At 63.8% G+C, this 21,399-nt stretch carries 16 protein-coding genes; 10 read left to right on the forward strand and 6 right to left on the reverse strand.

Features of this window, described 5'->3' with window-relative positions; all coding sequences use genetic code 11:
• Positions 1 to 20: 20 nt before the first annotated feature.
• The 5 genes from F462_RS12370 to F462_RS12390 form a co-directional block, all read right to left on the reverse strand.
• Complete coding sequence (locus F462_RS12370; protein ID WP_038054633.1) at positions 21 to 710, reverse strand: CsiV family protein; 690 nt, start codon at positions 708 to 710, stop codon at positions 21 to 23.
• The gene (gene mfd / locus F462_RS12375) at positions 711 to 4,181 is read right to left on the reverse strand and encodes a transcription-repair coupling factor (protein WP_038054635.1); all 3,471 of its coding nucleotides are present in this window, start codon (positions 4,179 to 4,181) and stop codon (positions 711 to 713) included.
• A 294-nt stretch (positions 4,182 to 4,475) separates the two neighbouring features.
• The gene (locus F462_RS12380) at positions 4,476 to 5,372 is read right to left on the reverse strand and encodes a carbon-nitrogen hydrolase (RefSeq protein ID WP_038054637.1); all 897 of its coding nucleotides are present in this window, start codon (positions 5,370 to 5,372) and stop codon (positions 4,476 to 4,478) included.
• Positions 5,369 to 6,460 (reverse strand): agmatine deiminase family protein, encoded by a 1,092-nt coding sequence (locus tag F462_RS12385; RefSeq protein ID WP_038054639.1) that lies wholly within the window; start codon positions 6,458 to 6,460, stop codon positions 5,369 to 5,371. Before F462_RS12385 ends, F462_RS12380 begins: the two co-directional genes overlap by 4 nt.
• Positions 6,457 to 6,744: a hypothetical protein gene (locus tag F462_RS12390; RefSeq protein ID WP_231362905.1), complete on the reverse strand. Its 288-nt coding sequence runs from the start codon at positions 6,742 to 6,744 to the stop codon at positions 6,457 to 6,459. The genes F462_RS12385 and F462_RS12390 overlap by 4 nt, the downstream gene beginning before the upstream one ends.
• A gap of 214 nt (positions 6,745 to 6,958) precedes the next feature.
• On the opposite strand from F462_RS12390, the gene F462_RS12395 reads away from it, so the two are divergent.
• Complete coding sequence (locus tag F462_RS12395; protein WP_018140135.1) at positions 6,959 to 8,209, forward strand: lipoprotein-releasing ABC transporter permease subunit; 1,251 nt, start codon at positions 6,959 to 6,961, stop codon at positions 8,207 to 8,209.
• The gene (locus F462_RS12400) at positions 8,202 to 8,918 is read left to right on the forward strand and encodes an ABC transporter ATP-binding protein (protein ID WP_018140134.1); all 717 of its coding nucleotides are present in this window, start codon (positions 8,202 to 8,204) and stop codon (positions 8,916 to 8,918) included. The genes F462_RS12395 and F462_RS12400 overlap by 8 nt, the downstream gene beginning before the upstream one ends.
• 25 nt (positions 8,919 to 8,943) lie before the next feature.
• Here F462_RS12400 and F462_RS12405 read toward each other — a convergent pair whose 3' ends face one another.
• The gene (locus F462_RS12405) at positions 8,944 to 9,543 is read right to left on the reverse strand and encodes a DUF2062 domain-containing protein (protein ID WP_026181434.1); all 600 of its coding nucleotides are present in this window, start codon (positions 9,541 to 9,543) and stop codon (positions 8,944 to 8,946) included.
• 215 nt (positions 9,544 to 9,758) lie between these two features.
• Between F462_RS12405 and F462_RS12410 the strand changes: the two genes are divergently transcribed.
• From F462_RS12410 to F462_RS12445, 8 genes are all read left to right on the forward strand, one after another.
• Positions 9,759 to 12,059 (forward strand): DNA internalization-related competence protein ComEC/Rec2, encoded by a 2,301-nt coding sequence (locus tag F462_RS12410; protein ID WP_208854179.1) that lies wholly within the window; start codon positions 9,759 to 9,761, stop codon positions 12,057 to 12,059.
• Between the two features lie 12 nt (positions 12,060 to 12,071).
• Positions 12,072 to 13,139, forward strand: coding sequence for an S-methyl-5-thioribose-1-phosphate isomerase (mtnA, locus tag F462_RS12415; protein ID WP_038054645.1), 1,068 nt, complete (start codon positions 12,072 to 12,074; stop codon positions 13,137 to 13,139).
• 142 nt (positions 13,140 to 13,281) lie between these two features.
• Positions 13,282 to 15,900, forward strand: coding sequence for a DNA gyrase subunit A (gene gyrA / locus F462_RS12420; protein ID WP_038054647.1), 2,619 nt, complete (start codon positions 13,282 to 13,284; stop codon positions 15,898 to 15,900).
• Positions 15,897 to 16,979 carry a 3-phosphoserine/phosphohydroxythreonine transaminase gene (gene serC, locus F462_RS12425; protein ID WP_038054649.1) on the forward strand — a complete coding sequence of 361 codons (1,083 nt, stop codon included), beginning with the start codon at positions 15,897 to 15,899 and terminating at the stop codon, positions 16,977 to 16,979. Before gyrA ends, serC begins: the two co-directional genes overlap by 4 nt.
• Before the next feature lie 49 nt (positions 16,980 to 17,028).
• Positions 17,029 to 18,192, forward strand: coding sequence for a 3-phosphoglycerate dehydrogenase family protein (locus tag F462_RS12430; protein ID WP_038054650.1), 1,164 nt, complete (start codon positions 17,029 to 17,031; stop codon positions 18,190 to 18,192).
• A 3-nt stretch (positions 18,193 to 18,195) separates the two neighbouring features.
• Complete coding sequence (pheA, locus tag F462_RS12435; protein WP_038054652.1) at positions 18,196 to 19,308, forward strand: prephenate dehydratase; 1,113 nt, start codon at positions 18,196 to 18,198, stop codon at positions 19,306 to 19,308.
• A 44-nt stretch (positions 19,309 to 19,352) separates the two neighbouring features.
• Positions 19,353 to 20,519, forward strand: a complete 1,167-nt coding sequence (gene hisC / locus F462_RS12440) for a histidinol-phosphate transaminase (RefSeq protein ID WP_038054654.1) — start codon at positions 19,353 to 19,355, stop codon at positions 20,517 to 20,519.
• Positions 20,516 to 21,397 carry a prephenate dehydrogenase gene (locus F462_RS12445; protein WP_018140125.1) on the forward strand — a complete coding sequence of 294 codons (882 nt, stop codon included), beginning with the start codon at positions 20,516 to 20,518 and terminating at the stop codon, positions 21,395 to 21,397. Before hisC ends, F462_RS12445 begins: the two co-directional genes overlap by 4 nt.
• The last annotated feature ends 2 nt before the right edge of the window (positions 21,398 to 21,399 follow it).

The raw sequence follows: 21,399 nt of genomic DNA on the forward strand, positions 1-21,399 counted from the left end.
GGGCGGATCGCTCGCTTCCATTAGCTGCGACGCCCCTCGTCGATACGGGTGACGCGCGCAATCATGCCGATAATGGGGTGGTCCAGGTAGAAGAGGTCGTCCCCGGAGTTCATGCGCTGACTGCCGCGCACGACGACGGAGCGTGGCGGCTGATCGTCGCGCGGTTCATCGACGTGATAGATCAGGTCGGTTTCGAGGTGCAGAAAACGTCCGACCCAGATGCGCAACCGTCCCTCCAGCTCGAATCGAGCGTGCTGGTCCTCCACCAGGGCGCGTGGGGTGAGAGGGCCGGGCTCGTCTTGCACCAACGTGCGTGCCCCCAGACGACGCCCTTCCTGTACACGCAGCCACGGTGACGAGGCGTGGTCGCGCCCGGTCTGGTCCCAGGCCAGACGCGCGAGGACGCGACCCGTGCCGGAATCCTCCACCCGGCCCGCCGCCCGTTGCAGTTCGAAGCCCCGCCGCGAGGTACGGTAGACGCGACCGCCGAGCTCGGATTCTCCGAAACGGGGCTCCCGGGGAGCGGCCAGCTCCATCTGCAGCCGGCGGCTTTCATCGGTGCGGTGTTCAAAGATCACCAGTTCGATGCGGTATTCCCGACCGGCCTGGGCCATCGCCGGGCTTCCCAGGCCGACGACGGGCAGGGCCGTGAGGCCCGCGAGGACGCGGCGGCGCAGAGGGTTCGGGGTGTTCGGGGCGTGGTCGGACATTCAGGCGGCCTGTTGTTCGGGGCTAATGGTATTTAAAAGACGCAGTACGGACTGCGCACGGGCCTCCAGGGTCTCCATCTCGGCAACGAATCGGAAGGCCTTCTGGCCATCCAGTTTGTACCCCTGTGGATCGGATTGCACCAGTTGGATCAGGGCCGCGATGTCGAGATTGGGACTGGGACCAAAAACCAGGCGTCCGCCGGCGGGGCCCAGCTCCAGCTTGCGGATGCCGAGCGGAGTCAGTTTCAGACGCAGACGCGCGGCCTCGAACAAGGCCTTGGCGGCATCGGGCAACAGCCCGAAACGATCCACCAGTTCGATCTCCAGATCGCGCAGCGCTTCGGATGAGGCCGCCGAGCTGATCCGCTTGTAGAGGATCAGGCGCGTATGCACGTCGGGGACATACGCCGATGGCAGCAAGGCGGGCAATCCGAGTTCGACCTCGGTCCCAGTAGCCTCGGGCGTGTCCAGTTGCGGCATGTTGCCGGAGCGCAGGGCGTTCACCGCGCGGTTGAGCAAGTCGTTGTACATCGAAAAGCCGACCTCGTGGATCTGGCCACTCTGCTCGTCGCCCAGTAGTTCGCCGGCTCCGCGGATCTCCAAGTCGTGGCTGGCCAGGGTGAAGCCCACCCCGAGGTCCTCAAGTGACGCGATGGCCTCCAGGCGCTTCTTCGCGTCGGCGGTCATCGCCTTTTCGGGTGGCGTAACCAGGTAAGCGTAGGCGCGGTGGTGGGAGCGTCCGACGCGACCGCGCAGCTGGTGCATCTGGGCTAGCCCAAGCTTGTCCGCCCGATTCATCACGATGGTGTTGGCGGTGGGAACGTCGATGCCGGTCTCAATGATGGTCGTGCAGACCAGGATGTTGTAGCGCCGGTGATAGAAATCGAGCATCACCTGTTCCAACTCGCGTTCGCGCATCTGCCCGTGTGCAATACCCACGCGGGCTCCGGGCAACAATTCCTGTATGCGTTGCGCGGTGCGTTCGATGGTGTTCACCTCGTTGTGCACGAAGTAGACCTGGCCCCCGCGGCGGATCTCGCGCAGGCAGGCCTCCTGGATGATCGCATCGTTCCATTCATTGACGAAGGTCTTGATCGCCAGGCGCTCGCGCGGCGGTGTGGTGATCACCGACAGGTCGCGCAGGCCGGCCAGCGCCATGTTCAGGGTGCGCGGGATCGGGGTGGCGGTCAGGGTCAGCATGTCGACCTCGGCGCGCAGTTTCTTGAGCGCTTCCTTGTGGCGGACCCCGAAGCGCTGTTCCTCGTCCACGATCACCAGACCCAGGTTCGAGAAATTCAGATTCGCCTGCAGGAGCTTGTGGGTGCCGATCACGATATCGACCTTGCCGTCTTTGAGCCCCTCCAGCACAGCTGCCTGTTGCTTGCTGCTGCGAAAGCGCGACAGTGATTCGATCTCGACCGGCCAGTCCGCGAACCGGTCGGTGAAATTTTGATGATGTTGTTGCGCGAGCAGCGTGGTGGGGACCAGTACCGCGACCTGCTTTTGGTTTTGTACCGCGACAAAGGCGGCGCGCATGGCCACTTCGGTCTTGCCGAAGCCCACATCGCCGCAGACGACGCGGTCCATCGGACGGGTATCGGCCATGTCGTCCAAAACCGCGTCGATTGCCTGTTGCTGGTCCAGTGTCTCCTCGAACGGGAAGCCGGCCGCAAACGCGTGATATTCGGAGGTGTCGGTTGCGAAAACCGTTCCCTGTTTGGCAGCGCGTCGGGCATGAATGTCCAGGAGCTCGGCGGCGACATCGCGTGCCTTCGCGGCAGCCTTCTTGCGGGCCTTGTCCCATTGCTCGCTGCCCAGTCGATGCAGGGGGGCATGCTCGGCGTCCGCGCCGGTGTAACGACTGATCAGGTGCAGGGACGAAACCGGGACATAGAGCTTTGCACCATCGGCGTATTCGAGGGTCAGGAACTCCGCAGGTTGGCCATTGAAATCGAGCGTCTGCAGTCCCAGGTAACGGCCGACGCCTTGTTCCTCGTGGACCACCGGTGCGCCGATGGTCAGGTCGCTGAGGTTCTGGATGACGGCATCGGCATCACGGGTGCTGCGGTTACGCCCGCGCGTCTGGCGCGCCCGCTCTCCAAGCAGCGCGGCCTCTGGAGCGACCGCGATGCCATCCGGCAGTACGAATCCCTCCCCTAGCGCCGCTACGGTGACATGCAGGCCGGGCTCGGCGGTGAGGAAGTGCGCCCAGTCATCGACGGAGTGATGGGCAACGCCCTGATCCCGCAGTAAGGTCAGCAGGGCCTCGCGGCGGCCGGCGGATTCGGCCGTTAGCAGCAGGCGCGGTTGCTCGCTGGCGAACGACTTCAGGCGCTGGGCCGCGTCGTCCTTGCCCTGCTGAAGCCCCAACTCGGGAAGTGGGGTGCAATCGAATGGAATATTCGCGCCGCGCTCGGCCGGAAGGGGGGCTGCAGGATCGCCCAAGGCAATCCCGGCGTACTCGCGCAGGGCGCTTCCGAGCCCATTGGTATCCAGATACAGCCGCTCTGGATTCAGCAGGGGGCGGTCGTACTGATGGCTGAGTTGCTCAAAGCGGTCCCGAATCTCCTGCGCGAAGTCTTCCGCAGCGCCTGCAATGTCTCCAACCTGGACGACCTGTGCCTTGGGGCAGTAGTCGAAAACCGTGTCCATGTGTTCGAAGAACAAGGGGAGGTAGGCTTCGATACCCGGTGGGACTAGTCCCTCGCTAATGTCACGGTAGATTGGGTGGCTGGAGGGGTCGCCGGCGAACTGGGCCCGATAACGGGTTCGGAACTCTCGGATGGACTCGTCGTTCAGCGGAAATTCGTGGCTGGGAAGGATTTCGAGCTGTTCTACCCGTTCCGTGGAACGCTGGGATTCGGTGTCAAAGCGCCGCAGGGAGTCGATCTCGTCGTCCAGGAACTCGATCCGGACGGGCTCGTCGGCCCCCATCGGAAACAGGTCGAGGATCTCGCCTCGCGCCGCGAATTCACCATGGCTGATCACTTGCTGGACGGCGCTGTATCCGGCGTTGGCAAGATTCTCGCGCAGGGTCATTCGATCCAGACGCTGTGCGGTGCGCAGCGAAAGCCCCTGGGTGGTCAGCCAGTCTCGCGGGGGCAGGCGCTGCATCAGTGTGGAAACCGGCATCAGTACGATCCCGCGTTCCAGGCTCGGTAGGTGATACAGGGTGCGCAGGCGCTCGGAGATGATGTCCTCGTGCGGGGAAAAGACATCGAAGGGCAGGGTTTCCCAGTCCGGCAGGCGCATCAGCGGAAGGTCGTGATGCCCGGCAAAGAACTCCCACTCTTCCTGCCAGCGATCGGCAGCCTCGTTGGATGCGGTGATGACCAGTATCGGTCCGCTGAATTCGGCTGCGCTGTGGGCAAGGGCCAGGGTGGCCGCGGAGGGATTCAGCCCCGACCACACCTCGAAGCCGGAGCCGGGCAAACGACCGGGATGGAGCGGATTTCGCCGTGGATCGGACATGATTCGTGTGCTTGGGGGCTGCGGAGAAGGGCCGCGATTATACGGATTCCGCCCCACAGGTGCGCGATCGGCCATGTGAAGGTCAAGGGTGATTTACCACAGAGGACACGGAGGTCACGGAGAAGGGCGAGGTCAACCGCGATCTACAGGAAGTTTGGAAGGCGGGAAGGGTTTTAGGGTGAAGAGGTGGCGGGTGAGCGCTGCGGATGTACCGCGCCAGCAGTAGACCTATGCGGCCCTACACATCATTAATCTTCCAATCTTCACATCTTCCTGTGAATTGCTTTTCTTCGCTTAGTCGGGGTCGATGTAGCGCTTGAGGATGGGTGCGTAGGCGTCGATGCGGCGGTCGCGCAGGAAGGGCCATTGGCGGCGTACCGCCTCCGTACGGCCGCGGTCCAGGGAGGCGGTCAGGATCTCCGGTTGGTCCTGGCTGGCCTGGGCGAGAAACTCGCCCTGCGGTCCGGCGACGAAGCTGTGGCCCCAGAAGGTGGCGCCTGGCGAGTGGCCGGAGGGGTCGGGCTCGTGCCCGACACGGTTGCAGGCAATGACCGGCAGGTTGTTTGCGACCGCATGGCCGCGCTGCACGGTGATCCAGGCTTCGCGTTGACGCGATTGCTCCTCGGGCGTGTCTTGTGGGTCCCAGCCGATGGCGGTGGGATAAATCAGCACTTCAGCGCCGGAGAGGGCCATGATTCGCGCGGCCTCCGGGTACCACTGATCCCAGCACACGAGCACGCCCAGGCGGCCGACGGAGGTATCGATGGGCACGAATCCGGTGTCGCCCGGGGTGAAGTAGTACTTCTCGTAATAGCCCGGATCGTCCGGGATGTGCATCTTGCGATAGTTGCCGACCTGCTGCCCGTCGGTCTCGTATACCACCGCGGTGTTGTGATAGAGCCCGGGTGCGCGGCGTTCGAACAGGGAGCCGACCAGTACCACTTCGTTTTCCCGCGCGATTGCGGCCAACCGTTCGGACGTCGGGCCGGGGATCGTCTCGGCGCGATCAAAGGTGGCGAGATCCTCCGTCTGGCAGAAGTAGGGACCCGTGTGCAGCTCGGCGAGCACGACCAGGCGCGCCCCGACCGCCGCGGCCGCCGCGACCGCCTTCGTGGTGGCATCGAGGTTGTCCTCAACACTGCCAGCATCTTGGTGCTGGATCAGGGCGATGGGCAGCGTCGTTTGGGTCATTCTTCGGGCTCGCTCGGGAATTCTTCCTGCGGGATGCCGAGGATGGCGGCAGGGTATTGCATGGTCAGGCAGTGCAGGCTGCCACCCTGCCGGATGATGGGGCGGCAGTCGATCTCTACGATCTCGCGACCTGGAAATGCCGCGGTCAGACGGTCGCGGGCGACTGCGTCGGCCGGGTCGCCGTAGACCGGAAGCAGGACCGCGCCGTTGAGGATCAGGAAATTCGCATAGGTCGCGGCGAGGCGCTGGCCATCCTCGATAACCGGTTTAGGCCACGGCAGCGCGATCAGCCGGTAGGGTTCTCCCGAGGTTTGGCGCAGGGCCAGCAGTTCGGCCTCCATGGCCTTGAGCTCGGGGTAATGGGTGTCATTCGGGTCGTCGCACTGGACGTAGGCGATGGTGTCGGGACTGCAAAACCGGGCCAGGGTGTCGATGTGGGCGTCGGTGTCATCCCCCTCAAGCTGACCATGCTCCAGCCACAGGACGCGTTGGGCACCCAGCCATAGCCCGAGACGCTGTTCGACTCCGGCACGATCGAGATCCGGGTTGCGGGTCGTGGAGAGGAGGCAGCGGCTGGTGGTGAGGAGGGTTCCATTACCATCGGATTCGATGGAGCCACCTTCGAGGACCACTCCAGTAGGTTCCGGGGTGCAGAGGCCGAATACCCCCTGGCTGGCCAGTGCCCGGGTGATAGCGTTGTCCAGGTCCGCAGGGTGCTTGCCGCCCCAGCCATTGAAGGTGAAATCCAGCAGCCGTGGTTGGTCGTCCTCGAATACGCTGATCGCGCCGTGATCGCGCGCCCAGGTGTCGTTGCTGGGGGCCAGGGCGAACCATAGGCGGTCCGGCCGGATGGCGGTCTCGGTCAAGAAGCCGGAGATCTCCTCGATGTGCTCGGGATCACGGGCGACGATAATGACCGGTTCGTACTGGCTAATGCTCGCGGCGATGCGGGCAAAGGCCGGGTGGACCGTGTCCAGCACCGGGGCCCAGTCGGTCCCGTCGTGTGGCCAAGTCAGCTGAATCGCGCCCTGGGGTTCCCACTCGGCAGGCAGGCGTCGCCGAGCAGGGGATGGATCCCCGGCCGTCATGGACGGTCGGAGTGGGATCCGTCGCGCACCGCGCTATGCAAGACGTATTCGCCTTCGAAGAAGACGGAGAAATCGCCGTAGTCCCAACGGGTTATGGGCGGATCGCCGACGGTCGGATGGCGTTGCTCGGGCTCGCCATGCTGCCGGGTCACGGCAGACTGCGACTGTCCACGGGTCGGGAGTCCGTCGCGTTCCTGCACGGTGAAACCACCATCGGGGCTGCGCAAGATGTCGGCCGACGCAGTGGCCAAGGCCCCGCTGAGCAGGACGAGCGCGAATACCATGCAGGCGCGGGCCGAAAGGTGATACACCCGGCTTCGAGTGACCTTCGGGGTGGGATTTAACACGTCGCATTTCCCTGGCATCGCCAACTCTCCGTTTGCTGGATATCTCCATGGTAGCGTCAACTGGGGCGGCATGCCTCCCCTCGACGTTCGGGTGGGCGCGAAGGCCCGTCTGGGGATAGGCGGGGCAGGGGATCTCTGGCATGATTTCCCGATGTTTCGCCCCCTGACCCTTGCGATCGGCTTGCGCTACACGCGCGCCAAACGACGCAATCATTTTATTTCGTTCATCTCGGTCGTCTCGATTATCGGGTTGGCGCTCGGTGTGATGGCACTGATCACGGTGCTTTCGGTGATGAACGGTTTTGAGCGAGAACTTCGCGAACGCATCCTCGGGATGGCCTCCCATGCCACGATCCAGGAGGCGAATGGAGGGTTGCGGGACTGGGAGCGCCTGCAGCGTGAGGCGCCGGAGATTGATGAGCGTGTGGTGGCCGCGGCGCCTTACGTGCAAGGCGAGGCGATGCTGAGCGCCCGCGGGAATATCTCCGGGGCGTTGGTTCGCGGGATCGAGCCGGAAGCCGAAGAGCGGGTCGCACGGATTGGCGAGCATATGATCCGAGGCGAACTGGGAAGCCTTGAGGCGGGTGCCTATCGCGTTGTGCTGGGACGCGAACTGGCGGCCGAACTACGCGTTCGGGTGGGCGATTCCATCATCCTGATGGCGCCACAGGCATCGGTGTCCCCAGCCGGCGTGATGCCCCGCATGCGGCGCTTCGAGGTGTCCGGACTGTTTGAGGTCGGGATGTACGAATACGACCGCGGTACGGCGTTTATCCACATGGAGGACGCCCAGGCGGTTTTCCAGCTGGGGGATCAGGTAACCGGGCTGCGTCTGCGCCTCACCGACATGATGCAGGCGGGTGTGGTGGCGCGTGATGTGGCGGCCAAGCTGGATGGTCTGTTCCGGGTGTCGGACTGGACCCGTCAGCACGCGAACCTTTTCCGGGCGATTCAGATGGAAAAGATGGTGATGTTCATCATCCTCTCGCTGATCGTCGCGGTGGCGGCGTTCAATATCGTCTCCACATTGATCATGTTGGTCACGGACAAGCAGGGCGATATTGCAATCCTGCGAACGCTGGGCCTGTCGCCAGGTGGGATCATGGTGATCTTTATGGTCCAGGGCGTGGTGATTGGCGCGATCGGCATCCTTCTGGGTACGCTCGCCGGGGTGTCGCTCGCGAGTAATATCGATGTGGTCGTGCCGTTTATCGAACGCGTTTCCGGCGTCGAATTTTTGTCCGCTGATGTTTACTATATCAGTGACTTGCCATCGGAACTGAAACTCGCAGATGTCTTGCGGGTGGGTGTGCTTGGATTCCTGATAACCGTCGTCGCAACGTTGTTCCCGGCGTGGCGGGCCGCACGTACCCAGCCGGCGGAGGCCTTGCGCTATGACTGAAGCCCAGACCCCGGTGCTCGAGGCCCGCGGTCTCGAACGACGTTTTCGCGACGGCAAACTGGATGTTGCGGTGCTCAGTGGCGTCAACTTTGCCCTGCAGCCTGGTGACCAGACGGCGATTATTGGCGCCTCGGGCAGTGGCAAGAGCACGTTGCTGCATCTGCTTGGCGGCCTGGACCGGCCGACAGCGGGCGAGGTGCGGCTGCTCGGGACCGACTGGACCCGAATGAGCGAAGCGCGTCGCGGACACCTGCGCAACAAGCACCTCGGATTCGTCTACCAGTTCCATCATCTGCTGCCGGAGCTTACGGCGGCGGAAAACGTCGCCTTGCCGCTACTCATTCGGCGGATGAGCAACCGCCGCGCGCGCGAGGAATCGCAGCATTGGTTGCAACAGGTGGATTTGGGGCATCGCCTGGACCACAAGCCCTCCGAGCTGTCCGGAGGCGAGCGCCAACGCGTGGCGATTGCCCGAGCCTTGGTTACCCGGCCATCGGCGATTCTGGCCGATGAGCCCACCGGCAACCTCGATCAGGAACGCGCGGCCCAGGTGTTCGAGCTGCTACGGGCGATGAACCGTTCGACCGGGACGGCGTTGGCGCTCGTGACGCATGACATCACCCTGGCCCGCGAGCTTGATCGATCGGTGCAACTGGTCAAGGGGCATCTCGAGCAAAAGCCCCTGGATGGGCAACTGGCGAGCGGCTAGGCCCGACGCATTTCGGTGAGGCGGGTTACTTGAACGAAGGCGGTTCCTGATCTTTCGCTTGCCGTTGGCGGTCTTGTTCCGCGGTTTCGCGTTCTGCGAGTTCCTTTCGAAGGCGTCGCAGGTAGCGCCGGCTACGCATGCGTTGGGCGACGTTCAGGCGCCACAAGAATCGTACGAACAGGTATCCGGATAGACTCGCGACGGCTCCTAGCAGAACACTGCCCAACAACAGGGGCTGCCAGATCGTCAGCAGCTCGGTGGTGAACCACTCCCAGTTCCAGTCCAGGTGTATATCCCGCCGCGGTTCGTCCAGCAACTTGCGGCCGATCGTGTAGGCCGTATACAACATGGGGGGCATGGTGACCGGGTTGGAAATCCATACCAGGATCACCGATATCGGCAGATTGACGCGGACCACGAGGGCGATGGCGGCCGCGATCAGCATCTGCATGGGCAGTGGCAGGAAGGCCACGAAAAGCCCAACGGCAAACGCACCAGCCACGGAGCGGCGGTTCAGATGCCAAAGATCAGGCGAACCCAGGCGTGGGCCCAGCGGGGCGAGGGCCTTGTGCCCGCGCATGTGTTCCATGCCGGGAAACATTCTTTTGAAGATGTGTCTTGCCATGTTCCGCGCTGCCGATGGTACGCCTGGCGCGGGCACGCTGCCACGCACGTTCCCTGCATTCTCGCCGATTTTGCCTGGCCGCTGCGCGGCGATGTCCCTGTGCCGATTTTGGGTCACACCCACGCGACGGCGTCCGGTTCCCCGCAATGAAAGGCTTTACGTTGGGGTTGCTGCTGGTCGCCTGGTGGCTGCACCGTCAGCCGGAGCTACCCCAGCTGACTGCATCGTACGTCGTGGTTCTTGCGCTGACGGGTTTGTTCATCCTCGCCGCCGCGCGGCATTTGAAGCTTCCGATCCGGGTGTTCGTCGCCACCGCAGCCGGTGCCCTCATGGCCTGGGCCTTGGTTTTCGTGACGGCCGACACTTGGCTCAAACAGGTGGTGAAGCCCTCGCTTGCGGGTGAGGAGATCGTCGTCTCGGCAACGGTCACCAGCTTGCCGGAACATCTCGAGCATCGCAGCCGCTTTCGGATCACGGTGGATGCAGTGCTGGCCGGGCCGAAGAATGTATCCGCCCGCGATTTATTGGTGACGGTCTATCCTGGGCGACCGGAGATCCTCGCAGGGACACGGGCACGAATGGCCGTGCGCTTGCGTCCTGCCGCTAGCCGCTCGAATCCCGGAGGCTTTGATCGTGCGGGTTGGTATTACCGTGAGGGGCTGCACGGTTCCGGGACCCTATTGGAATGGACACCGCTCCAGGAGTCGGTTCCACCATCGACCACAATCCGTTGGCGGGCACGTCTGCACCATGGGCGGGGCTGGTTGCGCGATCGCATGGAGCGCGCGGCGCCAAGTCTGAATCATCCAGGCTTGATCCAGGCCCTGGTGATTGGTGATCGCCAGGGCATGACGTCCCGAGAGTGGCAGGCCTTTCTGCGCACCGGGACCAACCACCTGATGGCAATTTCCGGGCTGCATGTGGGCCTGGTGGCGGGGTTCGTGGGTTTGCTGGCGGGTGGTTTGTGGTCCGTGTCGCGACCCCTTCAGGGCGTTTCCAGAAAAGCCGCTTTCATGGCGCTCACGGGTCTCTTCGGCGCTGTGATCTATGCGGCCATGGCAGGGTTCAGTATTCCCACCCAACGCGCCGTGATCATGCTCGGTGCCTTCATGGCGGCCTTGTTGTGGCGCCGTGAGGCCTTCGCTTGGCGCGGATTGATGTTGGCGGCCATCGCGGTGGTGGTCTGGCAGCCGGCCAGCGTTCTGGCGCCCGGTTTTTGGTTCTCCTTCGGCGCGGTCACGGTCATTTTGCTGCTATTGCAGGGACGCTCTCGCCGGCCGGGATGGCGCGAGGCCGGGACCATCCAGGTGATGCTGGCTCTCGCCATGTTGCCTCTCAGTCTGGCCTGGTTCCAGCTGGGGTCCTGGATCGCGCCGGTTGCGAATCTGATCGCGGTGCCCGTGATCAGCCTTCTGGTGTTGCCGGTGTTGTTGGTGGGCGCGGGGCTCAGTGCGTTGTGGACCCCACTGGGCGCCCCGTTTCTTTACCTTGGTGACGGCGTTCTGGCCATGCTGCTGGTGTTGCTGGACCGACTGTCCACGCTTCCGGTACTGGTTGACGAGCGGCGAGTGCCCCTAGCCGCGAGCCTGTTGGGCGGTTTGGGGGTGCTACTCGCCTTGCAGCCCCGGCTGCGGTTAGGGGCGGTCTGGACTCTGCTGGTGGGGCTGGCGCTGGTGTTGCCGTTGCGACCGGACATCGCGGAGGGCGCCTTGCGAGCTCAGCTGCTGGATGTGGGGAATAGCCAGTCTGTGTTGTTGCAGACCCGTGGACATGCCTTGCTGTTCGATGCCGGGTTTGGACGGGACGACGGTTTCAGTGCAGGAGAGCAGATCGTCGTGCCGGCCCTGCGTGCATCGGGGCTACGGGATCTGGACCGGATGATTCTAAGCCATGAGCATGCCGCCCATGCCGGAGGTGCTCCTGCGGTTCGCGACGCAATGCCCGTGACGGAGGTTCTGCGGCGTCGTCCGGAAGCACATAACGAACGGCAATGCCGAGCCGGACAGCAATGGGAGTGGGATGGGGTGCGCTTCGAGGTGCTACATCCACCGCCTGGATGGAATGACCAGGCCTCCGCCTCGTGTGTACTGGCGGTCGAGACGGCAGGCGGCGTACGGCTGGTTCTGACCGGGGGCCTTTCCGGGCTGGGCGAGGCGATCCTGATGCGGCGGTCGGCGACGATCCGGGAGAGCGACTTACTGGTAGTGCCACGTGGGGCCGGCGCGGATAGCTTGAGCCGGGGTTGGCTGGACGATGCCCGGCCGCAAATCGCATGGGCGAGCACCGATGGTCAGCGTCGAGGCCTGGCCGAGTCGGTTCGCCAGCGGCTGATGGCCGCCTGCATCCCGTTGCAGGAAACCGGCGTACAGGGGGCCCTGCGACTGGAGGCGGATACGGAATTGAGGGTGACGCCTGGAAATCGTGCCCAGACCCGCCGCCTGTGGCATACCACCGTTCCCACCACGCCCATCCCTCGGGAAGGTTGCCAAGCTGGGCGCTCGGCGAGACCGCCCTGATAGAATGAGCACATGAGCAAAGTACACTCCGACACCATTCGCCCGATCCGATTTGCGAAGGGCCAGTTGCAGCTGCTGGACCAACGACGGCTCCCGCAGGAGACTCTTTGGCAGACGTACGATGCCGCCCCCGCCGTTGCGGAAGCGATCCGCGACATGGTGGTGCGTGGCGCGCCGGCAATCGGCATCACCGCGGCCTTTGGGGTGGCGCTGGCCTGTCAGCGGGCCCAGGGACATGACGACTGGCGTGCGCGGGTGACGGGTGATGTCGAGACCTTGAGGGGTGCGCGACCCACCGCCGTTAATCTGTTCTGGGCCCTGGATCGCATGCAAGCCGAAGTGACGGCCAGTGCCAGTGCCGAAGCCGCTGTAGCCGCGACCACAGCGGCGGCCCAACGAATGCTCGATGCGGATATCGCGGGCAATCGAAACATGGGTGCACTGGGTGCGGAGCTGATTGAGCCGGGGCGCGGGGTCCTGACGCATTGCAATACTGGCTCACTGGCAACCGGAGGCTATGGCACGGCACTCGGTGTGATCCGGGCGGCTTGGGATGCCAGTCGCATCGAAGAGGTTTTTGCCGACGAGACCCGCCCCTGGTTGCAGGGCAGTCGCCTGACCGCCTGGGAGCTGGTCCATGACGGGATCCCGGTCCAGGTTCTGTGCGAAGGTGCAGCCGCCAGTCTCCTGCGTTCTGGCCGGATCGGCTGGGTGATTGTGGGCGCGGACCGGATTGCCGCCAATGGTGATACCGCGAACAAGATCGGCACCTATGGACTGGCGGTTCTGGCACGTGCCCACGGTGTGCGCTTCATGGTGGCGGCGCCCGTGGCGACCATCGACTTTGATATGCCGAATGGTGATGGCATCCCCATCGAGCAGCGGGGTGAGGACGAGGTGCTGGCGCTTGGGGGGCAGCGTGTTGCCGCCGATGGCGCTCGCGGGTTCAACCCGGCGTTTGATGTCACCCCGGCGGACTTGATTGACGCCATTGTGACCGAAAGCGGCGTGGTCGAGGCGCCCACAATGGAGCGTCTGGCTGTGTTGCGGGAGCCTGCGGAGACCGGCTCGCTTGTCTGACAGCCGCCCAATACGGGGCTGCATGAAGCCGATAAGGGCCTGAGAGGCTCGGAGAACCGTTTTGAGGGGCGAAAAGGCCGTCCCTAGTGGTTACCCCTGTGGTATCATCGCGAGCTTGTTCAGACGGACGGCGTAACTCTCGATGGCTGAATTTGCCAAGGAAATCTTCCCGGTCAATCTCGAAGACGAGATGCAGCAGTCTTACCTCGATTACGCAATGAGCGTAATCGTGGGCCGGGCTCTCCCCGATGTCCGAGACGGCCTCAAGCCGGTCCACCGCCGCGTGCTTCACGCGATGCGCGAGCTGGGCAACGACTACAACAAGCCTTACAAGAAGTCGGCGCGCGTGGTCGGTGACGTGATCGGTAAATATCACCCGCATGGCGACTCCGCGGTCTATGACGCCATCGTGCGCATGGCGCAGCCGTTCTCGATGCGCTACATGCTCGCGGACGGGCAGGGCAACTTCGGTTCCATCGACGGCGATTCGCCGGCCGCCATGCGCTATACCGAGGTGCGCATGGCGCGCATCGCGGCCGAACTGCTTGCCGACATCGACAAGGAAACCGTCGACTTCATCGACAACTACGACGGTTCCGAGACCGAGCCGGCGGTGCTGCCGAGCAAGTTCCCGAACCTGCTGGTCAACGGGTCCGCCGGGATTGCCGTGGGCATGGCGACCAACATCCCGCCGCACAACCTGCGCGAAGTCATCAACGCCTGCGTGGCGCTCATTGATGATCCCGAGATCTCGATCGACGGTCTGATGGAACATGTGCCCGGGCCCGATTTCCCCACCGCCGGCATCATCAACGGTGTCGATGGTGTACGCGAGGCCTACCGCACCGGGCGTGGTCGGGTGCTGATCCGGTCCCGCTCGCACGTGGAGCCCCTAGAAGGCGGGCAGCGCGAGGCCATTGTGGTGACCGAGCTGCCGTACCAGGTGAACAAGGCACGGTTGACCGAGAAAATCGCGGAGCTGGTGAAGGAAAAGCGCATTGAAGGCATCTCCGAGCTGCGTGACGAGTCCGACAAGGACGGCATGCGCCTGGTAATCGAGCTCAAGCGCGGCGAAATGGCCGAGGTTGTGCTGAATCACCTGTATATGCACACCCAGATGCAGAACGTCTTCGGGATCAACATGGTGGCCTTGGTGGACGGCCAGCCGAAGGTGCTGGACCTGCGTCAGGTTCTGCAGGCCTTCCTGCGTCACCGCCGCGAGGTGGTGACCCGGCGCACGATCTATGACCTGCGCAAGGCCCGAGAGCGCGCGCATATCCTGGAAGGCCTGGCGATTGCGCTGGCCAACATCGATCCGGTGATCGAGCTGATTCGCGCGGCCCCCAACCCTGCCGAGGCCAAGGCCGGTCTGCTGGCCCGCAGCTGGCCGCTGGGTGTGGTCAGCGACATGCTCGACCGGGCCGGGGCCAGCGCTTCGCGGCCGGAAGACCTGGCAGCCGAATACGGCGTGGGTGCGGACGGCTATCGTCTTTCCGAGGCCCAGGCCCAGGCGATCCTGGACCTGCGGCTGCATCGACTTACCGGGCTGGAACAAGACAAGATCCTCGATGAGTATCGCGAGCTTCTGGAACTGATCGACGATCTGCTGGACATCCTCGGATCCGGCGATCGCCTGCAGCTGGAGATCCGCAACGAGCTACTGGCGGTCGCCGAGCAGTTTGGCGATGAACGGCGCAGCGAGCTGCGCGAACGCCAGGCCAACCTGACGCTGGAAGATCTGATCGGCGAAGAAGACGTCGTGGTCACGCTGTCGCATGCCGGCTACGTGAAGTACCAGCCGGTGGCCGATTACCGCGCGCAACGTCGCGGTGGACGGGGCAAGGCCGCGACCAGCTTCAAGGAAGAGGACTTTATCGACCGCCTGGTGGTAGCCAACACGCACGACACGATCCTGTGTTTCTCCAGTCGTGGACGCGTCTACTGGCTCAAGGTCTACGAGCTGCCGCAGGGTTCGCGCGCCGCCCGCGGCAAGCCGATTGTGAACTTGCTGCCGCTGGAGTCTGACGAGCGCATCAATGCGATTCTCCCGGTGCGTGAGTACGATCCGGATCATTACGTCTTCATGGTGACGGCTCAGGGGACGGTCAAGAAGACGCCGTTGACCGATTTCTCGCGCCGCCGGGCCTCAGGCATCATCGCGGTGGATCTGCGCGAGGGCGATCATCTGGTGGACGTGTCGCTGACCGATGGCACGCTGGATGTAATGCTGGTGACGACGGCGGGCAAGGCGGTTCGCTTCCACGAGAGCGACGTACGCGCCATGGGGCGCACCGCCTGCGGGGTGCGCGGCGTGCGCATGGAGGACGATCAGCGTGTGATCGCGCTGCTGAATGTAGACGAAGGGTCGGCCCTGTTGGCGACCGAACATGGCTATGGCAAGCGCACCCGGTTCGACGAATTCCCCGTCCACCGCCGCGGTGGCCAAGGCGTGATCGCGATTCAGACCGAGGGCCGTAACGGCCTCCTGGTGGGTGCTTCCCGGGTGCTCGACGATGACGAGGTGATGCTGATTACCAACGGCGGGACGCTGGTGCGCACCCCGGTGGATCAGATTCCGCTGATTGGGCGCAATACGCAGGGCGTGCGTCTGATCCGCCTCGACGAGAACGAGAATCTGGTGGAACTGGCCCGCGTGGCGCAGCTGCAGGGCGAGGGTGAGGACGACGATTCGGACGAGATGGAAGCCGAAGCGGACCCGAATGCGGGTCCCGAATCCAGCGATGATGGAGAACAGGCATGACGCGAGTGATGAATTTCAGCGCAGGGCCGGCGGCTCTGCCTCAAGCGGTGCTGGAACGCGCCCGCGACGAGCTGCTGGATTTCCGTGGTTCCGGGATGTCGGTGATGGAGATGAGCCATCGCGGCAAGCCGTTCATGGCGGTCGCCGAGAAGGCCGAGCAGGATCTGCGCAAGCTGATGAACATCCCCGACAACTACACCGTTTTGTTCCTGCAGGGGGGTGCCACCGGGCAGTTTGCGGCCATCCCCCTGAACCTCGGCAATGGCCAGGGTATGGACTACATCGACACCGGCGCCTGGTCGGGCAAGGCGATCAAGGAGGCCCAGAAGTACGGGCCGGTCAATATCGTGGCCAGCTCGCAGGCCAGCGGGTATGACTCGATCCCGGATCGTGCCTCCTGGAATCTCGACCCGAATGCCGCCTACGTGCATTACACCCCGAACGAGACCATCGGCGGGGTTGAGTTCCCCGACATCCCGGATGTCGGGGGCGTGCCGCTGGTGGCGGACATGTCCTCCACCATTCTGTCGCGGCCGATCGACGTGTCGCGGTTCGGCGTGATCTACGCCGGGGCGCAGAAGAACATCGGGCCAGCTGGCCTGACGGTGGTGATCGTGCATAACGATCTGCTGGAGCGCGACAGGCAGGCCCCCGTGCCGGCGGTATTGGACTGGGCGCTGCAGGCGAAGAATGACTCGATGTACAACACCCCGCCGACCTTTGGCTGGTATCTGGCCGGGTTGGTATTCGAGTGGCTGCTGGAGCAGGGTGGCCTCGAAAAAATGGCGGAGATCAACGAGCGCAAGGCCGCCAAGCTCTATCACTACATCGACAATTCTGCCTTCTACCGGAATCCGGTCGAGCCCGCGGCTCGGTCGTGGATGAACGTGCCGTTTATTCTCGCGGATGACTCGCTGGACGGGACGTTTCTGAATGAGGCCGATGCGGCAGGATTGTCCTCCCTGAAGGGGCATCGCTCCGTGGGCGGTATGCGCGCCAGTATCTACAACGCGGTGCCGGAGAGCGCGGTGGATGGCCTGATCGAGTTCATGGCGGATTTTGAGAACCGCCACGCCTGATCCCGTTGAACCGCAATCACCGGCGTAACCACCGGGCCAGGAGGTCGTGATGTACCGAATTCAGACCTACAACAACATCGCGGTGCGCGGACTGGACCGTTTCCCGCGCGACCATTACGAAGTAGCTTCGGATATCAACAAGCCGGATGCACTAATGCTGCGGTCGTTCGACCTGCATTCGGTGGAGATTCCGCAATCGGTGCTGGCCGTCGGTCGTGCTGGTAGCGGAGTGAACAATATTCCGGTGCAGGCGCTGTCCGAGCGTGGCGTAGCGGTCTTTAACGCCCCCGGAGCGAATGCCAACGCAGTGAAGGAATTGGTGATCGCCGGCCTTCTGCTGGGCGCGCGCAATTTGCTGCCGGCCGCTGGCTATGTCCGGGAGCTCGACCCGACCAAGGAAGACTTCATGTCCGCGGTAGAGCAGGGTAAGAAGAAGTTCACCGGCTTTGAACTGCCCGGACGCCGGTTGGCGGTACTCGGCCTTGGTGCGATCGGCGTGGGCGTGGCCAATGCGGCACGGGCGCTGGGCATGGATGTCGTGGGGTTCGATCCCAAGGTGACTGTGGAAAACGCCTGGCGCCTGCACTCAGGCATCGAGCGCGCCCGTTCGGTCGAGGCGGCACTGGAAGGGGCCGATGCGGTGACCGTGCATGTGCCACTAACGGAGAACACCGCGAATCTGGTCAATGCCAAGACCCTGGCAGGGATGAATTCTGGGGCAATGGTGTTGAATCTGGCGCGCGAAGGCATCGTGGACGACGAGGCCGTGCGCGAGGGCCTGGACAGTGAACGTCTGCACGCCTACGTCACCGACTTTCCCGTTCAGGGCATGGTCGGACACCCGCGGGTGATCACCTTGCCGCATCTGGGGGCCTCGACGACCGAGTCCGAAGAGAACTGCGCGATAATGATCGCGGATCAGCTACGCGACTACCTGGAAAACGGTAACGTCGTGAATTCGGTGAATCTCCCAACCCTGGTCCTGGACCGCAAGGGCGATACGCGCATCGCCATCATCAACCAGAATCTTCCAGACCGGGTGGGGCGCATCTCGCACACCCTGGGTGAATCGAACATCAACATTCTGCATCTGATGAACGATTCTCGCGGGGATTTGGCGTACACCCTGCTGGACGTGGATGGGCACCCTGACCCGGCGACACTAAGCGCATTGCACGAAATCGACGGCGTGTTGCGGGCGCGGGTGTTGTAGACCGTGGCTGAAGATCAGCATTCGCACCAGCCCCCCGAGCGGGACGATCTCGCCGCGCTGCGGGCGCGCATTGACGCGCTGGACAGTGAATTACTGGCGCATCTGAGCGAGCGTGCCCGGTGTGCCGAGGCGGTGGCGCGGGTCAAACGTAGCCAAGAGAGCAATCCCGTATTCTACCGCCCGGAACGGGAGGCCGAGATCCTGCGGCGGGTGCGAGAGCAAAACCCTGGGCCGCTTTCGGCGGAAGCCATCACCCGACTGTTCCGCGAGATCATGTCGGAGTGTCTGGCGCTGGAGTATCCGCTTAACGTGGCTTATCTGGGGCCGGTGGGAACCTTTACCCATTTGGCGGCTCGCAAGCACTTTGGCCATGCGGTGGAGACCCAGCCCCTTGCCTCCATCGACGCCGTGTTTGGTGCGGTGGAGACGGGGCGCGCCCAGTTCGGGGTTGTGCCCATCGAGAACAGCTCAGAGGGTGTAGTGACCCACACCGTCGACTGTTTCATGGATTCTTCTCTGCAGATCTGTGGCGAGGTGATTACCCCGATTCATCATCATCTGCTGTCCCATGCGGAGGAGTTGGGTCAGGTGCGGCGGGTGCTGGCCCATGCCCAGGCGCTGGCGCAATGTCGGCAATGGCTGGACAACGAGTTGCCGCACGCCGAACGCGAGGCGGTTTCCAGCAATGCCCGCGCGGCGGAGATCGCCGCGACCGATCCCTCGGTGGCGGCGCTGGCAAGCCAGGCGGCCGCGGATCATTACCAGCTCCCGGTACGTGTGCCACACGTGGAAGATCGCGCCGACAACACCACCCGTTTCCTGATTATTGGCTCCGGCACCACCGAGCCCAGTGGCGCGGACCGGACCTCGGTGATGCTGAGTACTGCGAATCGGCCCGGTTCGTTGTACTCGCTGTTGAAGCCGATCGCGGAGGCGGGGGTCAGCCTGACCCGGATTGAGTCGCGGCCTTCGCGTTGCACGCCTTGGAACTACGTCTTCTTCCTCGACCTGATCGGACATCAGCAAGACCCGTTGATCCGTGATTGCCTGGAACAGCTGCGCGCAAGCGCGGACACGGTCAAGGTGCTGGGAAGTTATCCCCAAGCCGCGACCTGAATTGCGTTCCTGAATCTTCTACCTGACACGCCGAGGCATCCCCAATGGCATCCAATCCTTCCGTATCGGGTCAGGCCGACCCGGCCCGTGTGGACTTTGATCCGGTGACCCTTGCGGTCGCCGGGGTCCAGAGGCTGAGTCCCTACCAGCCGGGCAAGCCAGTGGCCACGCTGGAGCGTGAACTGGGGATCACTCAGGCAATTAAGTTGGCCTCCAACGAGAATCCACTGGGCCCGTCACCGCTGGCGGTGGAGGCTGGCCATGCGGCGCTGGCCGATGCCCATGTCTATCCCGACGGAAACGGTTTTGAACTGCAGTCCCGGCTGGCCGAACGCCATGGTGTTGCCCCGGAGCAGATTACCTTGGGCAACGGCTCCAACGAGGTGCTGGAACTGATTGCCCGCACTTGGCTGGCGCCGGGTCGGGCCGCCGTGTTTTCGGCGCATGCGTTCGCGGTCTATCCGCTGGTTACACAGGCGGTCAACGCTGAAGCACGGGTGGCGCCAGCGCTGCCCGCCGATCATCCCGCGCAGCCTTTTGGACACGACCTTGCCGCGATGCAGTCGCGCGTGAATGCCGATGTGCGCGTGGTCTTCGTGGCCAACCCGAACAATCCTACCGGCACCTGGCTGGACACAGCGGCGCTTGAGGCATTCGTGGCCGCGATGCCTGCTACCACCGTGATCGTAGTCGACGAGGCGTACTTCGAGTACGTTGAAGAAGCCAGCTATCCCGACACGACGCAGTGGCTGGATCGCTTCCCGAATCTGATCGTGACGCGAACCTTTTCCAAGATCCAGGGCCTTGCCGGTTTGCGGCTCGGCTACGCGGTCAGCTCACCGGGCGTTGCAGAGCTGTTGAATCGGGTTCGTCAGCCGTTCAACGTAAACGCAGTGGCCCAGGCAGCCGGTTTGGCGGCCCTGGATGATGCCGCACACGTGGCAAAATCGGTCGCCATCAACCGGGCGGGCGTGCGCCAGGTGAGCGAGGCCCTGCGCGAGATGGGGCTGCGTGTGATCCCTTCGGTGGGCAATTTCGTGACTTTCGACACCGGCCGAGACCCCGGCCCCGTATACGACGTGATGCTGCGCGAAGGGGTCATCACGCGCCCGGTCGAGAACTACGGTCTTCCTGGGCATCTGCGCGTGACGGTTTCAACGCCGGAGGACAATGATCGGTTTCTCATGGCACTGAAGAAGGCCCTGGCGTGATCGAACGGCTCGTCATCTTTGGTGTGGGGCTGATCGGGGGATCGCTTGCGCTGGCTCTGCGCGAGGCGGGGGCGGTGCGCGAAGTCGTTGGCTGTTCGCGCAATGCCGACAACCTGCGCGAGGCGCAGCGCCTAGGCGTTATTGATCGCTGGACCACCGACGTGGCGGAGGCCGCCGAAGGCGCCGACATGGGCGTCTTGGCGGTGCCGCTGGGCGCGATGGAACCACTGGCCCGTGATCTCGCGGACGCTTGGCCGGAGGGCAGCCCTTTGACCGACGTGGGTAGCAGCAAGCAGGCGGTGATCGACGCCGTCGGTGCCGGGTTTGGCGAGGTCCCGCGTGGCTTTGTCCCGGGGCATCCCATCGCGGGCACGGAGAAAAGCGGGGTAGGGGCGGCATTTTCCAGCCTGTTCCGCGAGCGCCTAGTGATCCTGACCCCGGCGGATGCCACCAATCCCCTCGCGACCGACCGGGTCGCGGCGATGTGGCAGGCTGCGGGGGCTCGGGTGGAATACATGACCCCGGCGCACCACGATCGGGTACTGGCCGCGACCAGCCATCTGCCCCATGTCCTGGCCTTTACGCTGGTGTCCTCGCTTTCGAACATGAGCGAGCGTGACGAGATCTTTCATTACGCAGCCGGGGGCTTTCGCGACTTTACCCGCATCGCCTCCAGTGACCCGGTGGTCTGGCGTGATATCTGCCTCGCCAATCGCGAGGCCATACTCGAGGTCATCCGCCATTATCAGGCCGATCTGGAGACGTTGCGCGCCGCGATCGAGCGAGGCGATGCCGCCCAAATCGAACAAAACTTCGAACATGCCAAGGAAACCCGCGATCGCCTCTGCGACCCTGCGGATGCACAACTGGATACCTGATA

Origin of the sequence: Thioalkalivibrio sp. ALJ1 (assembly GCF_000745395.1) — a bacterium.
Lineage (GTDB): Bacteria > Pseudomonadota > Gammaproteobacteria > Ectothiorhodospirales > Ectothiorhodospiraceae > Thioalkalivibrio.

Excerpts from the sequence above, each read along its gene's own strand:
- F462_RS12380 (WP_038054637.1), bottom strand. The coding sequence starts at position 5,372 with ATGACCCAAACGACGCTGCCCATCGCCCTGATCCAGCACCAAGATGCT.
- mfd (WP_038054635.1), bottom strand. The coding sequence starts at position 4,181 with ATGTCCGATCCACGGCGAAATCCGCTCCATCCCGGTCGTTTGCCCGGC.
- F462_RS12370 (WP_038054633.1), bottom strand. The coding sequence starts at position 710 with ATGTCCGACCACGCCCCGAACACCCCGAACCCTCTGCGCCGCCGCGTC.
- F462_RS12400 (WP_018140134.1), top strand. The coding sequence starts at position 8,202 with ATGACTGAAGCCCAGACCCCGGTGCTCGAGGCCCGCGGTCTCGAACGA.
- F462_RS12430 (WP_038054650.1), top strand. The coding sequence starts at position 17,029 with ATGTACCGAATTCAGACCTACAACAACATCGCGGTGCGCGGACTGGAC.
- F462_RS12405 (WP_026181434.1), bottom strand. The coding sequence starts at position 9,543 with ATGGCAAGACACATCTTCAAAAGAATGTTTCCCGGCATGGAACACATG.
- mtnA (WP_038054645.1), top strand. The coding sequence starts at position 12,072 with ATGAGCAAAGTACACTCCGACACCATTCGCCCGATCCGATTTGCGAAG.
- F462_RS12390 (WP_231362905.1), bottom strand. The coding sequence starts at position 6,744 with ATGGTATTCGCGCTCGTCCTGCTCAGCGGGGCCTTGGCCACTGCGTCG.
- F462_RS12385 (WP_038054639.1), bottom strand. The coding sequence starts at position 6,460 with ATGACGGCCGGGGATCCATCCCCTGCTCGGCGACGCCTGCCTGCCGAG.
- F462_RS12395 (WP_018140135.1), top strand. The coding sequence starts at position 6,959 with ATGTTTCGCCCCCTGACCCTTGCGATCGGCTTGCGCTACACGCGCGCC.
- serC (WP_038054649.1), top strand. The coding sequence starts at position 15,897 with ATGACGCGAGTGATGAATTTCAGCGCAGGGCCGGCGGCTCTGCCTCAA.
- hisC (WP_038054654.1), top strand. The coding sequence starts at position 19,353 with ATGGCATCCAATCCTTCCGTATCGGGTCAGGCCGACCCGGCCCGTGTG.
- gyrA (WP_038054647.1), top strand. The coding sequence starts at position 13,282 with ATGGCTGAATTTGCCAAGGAAATCTTCCCGGTCAATCTCGAAGACGAG.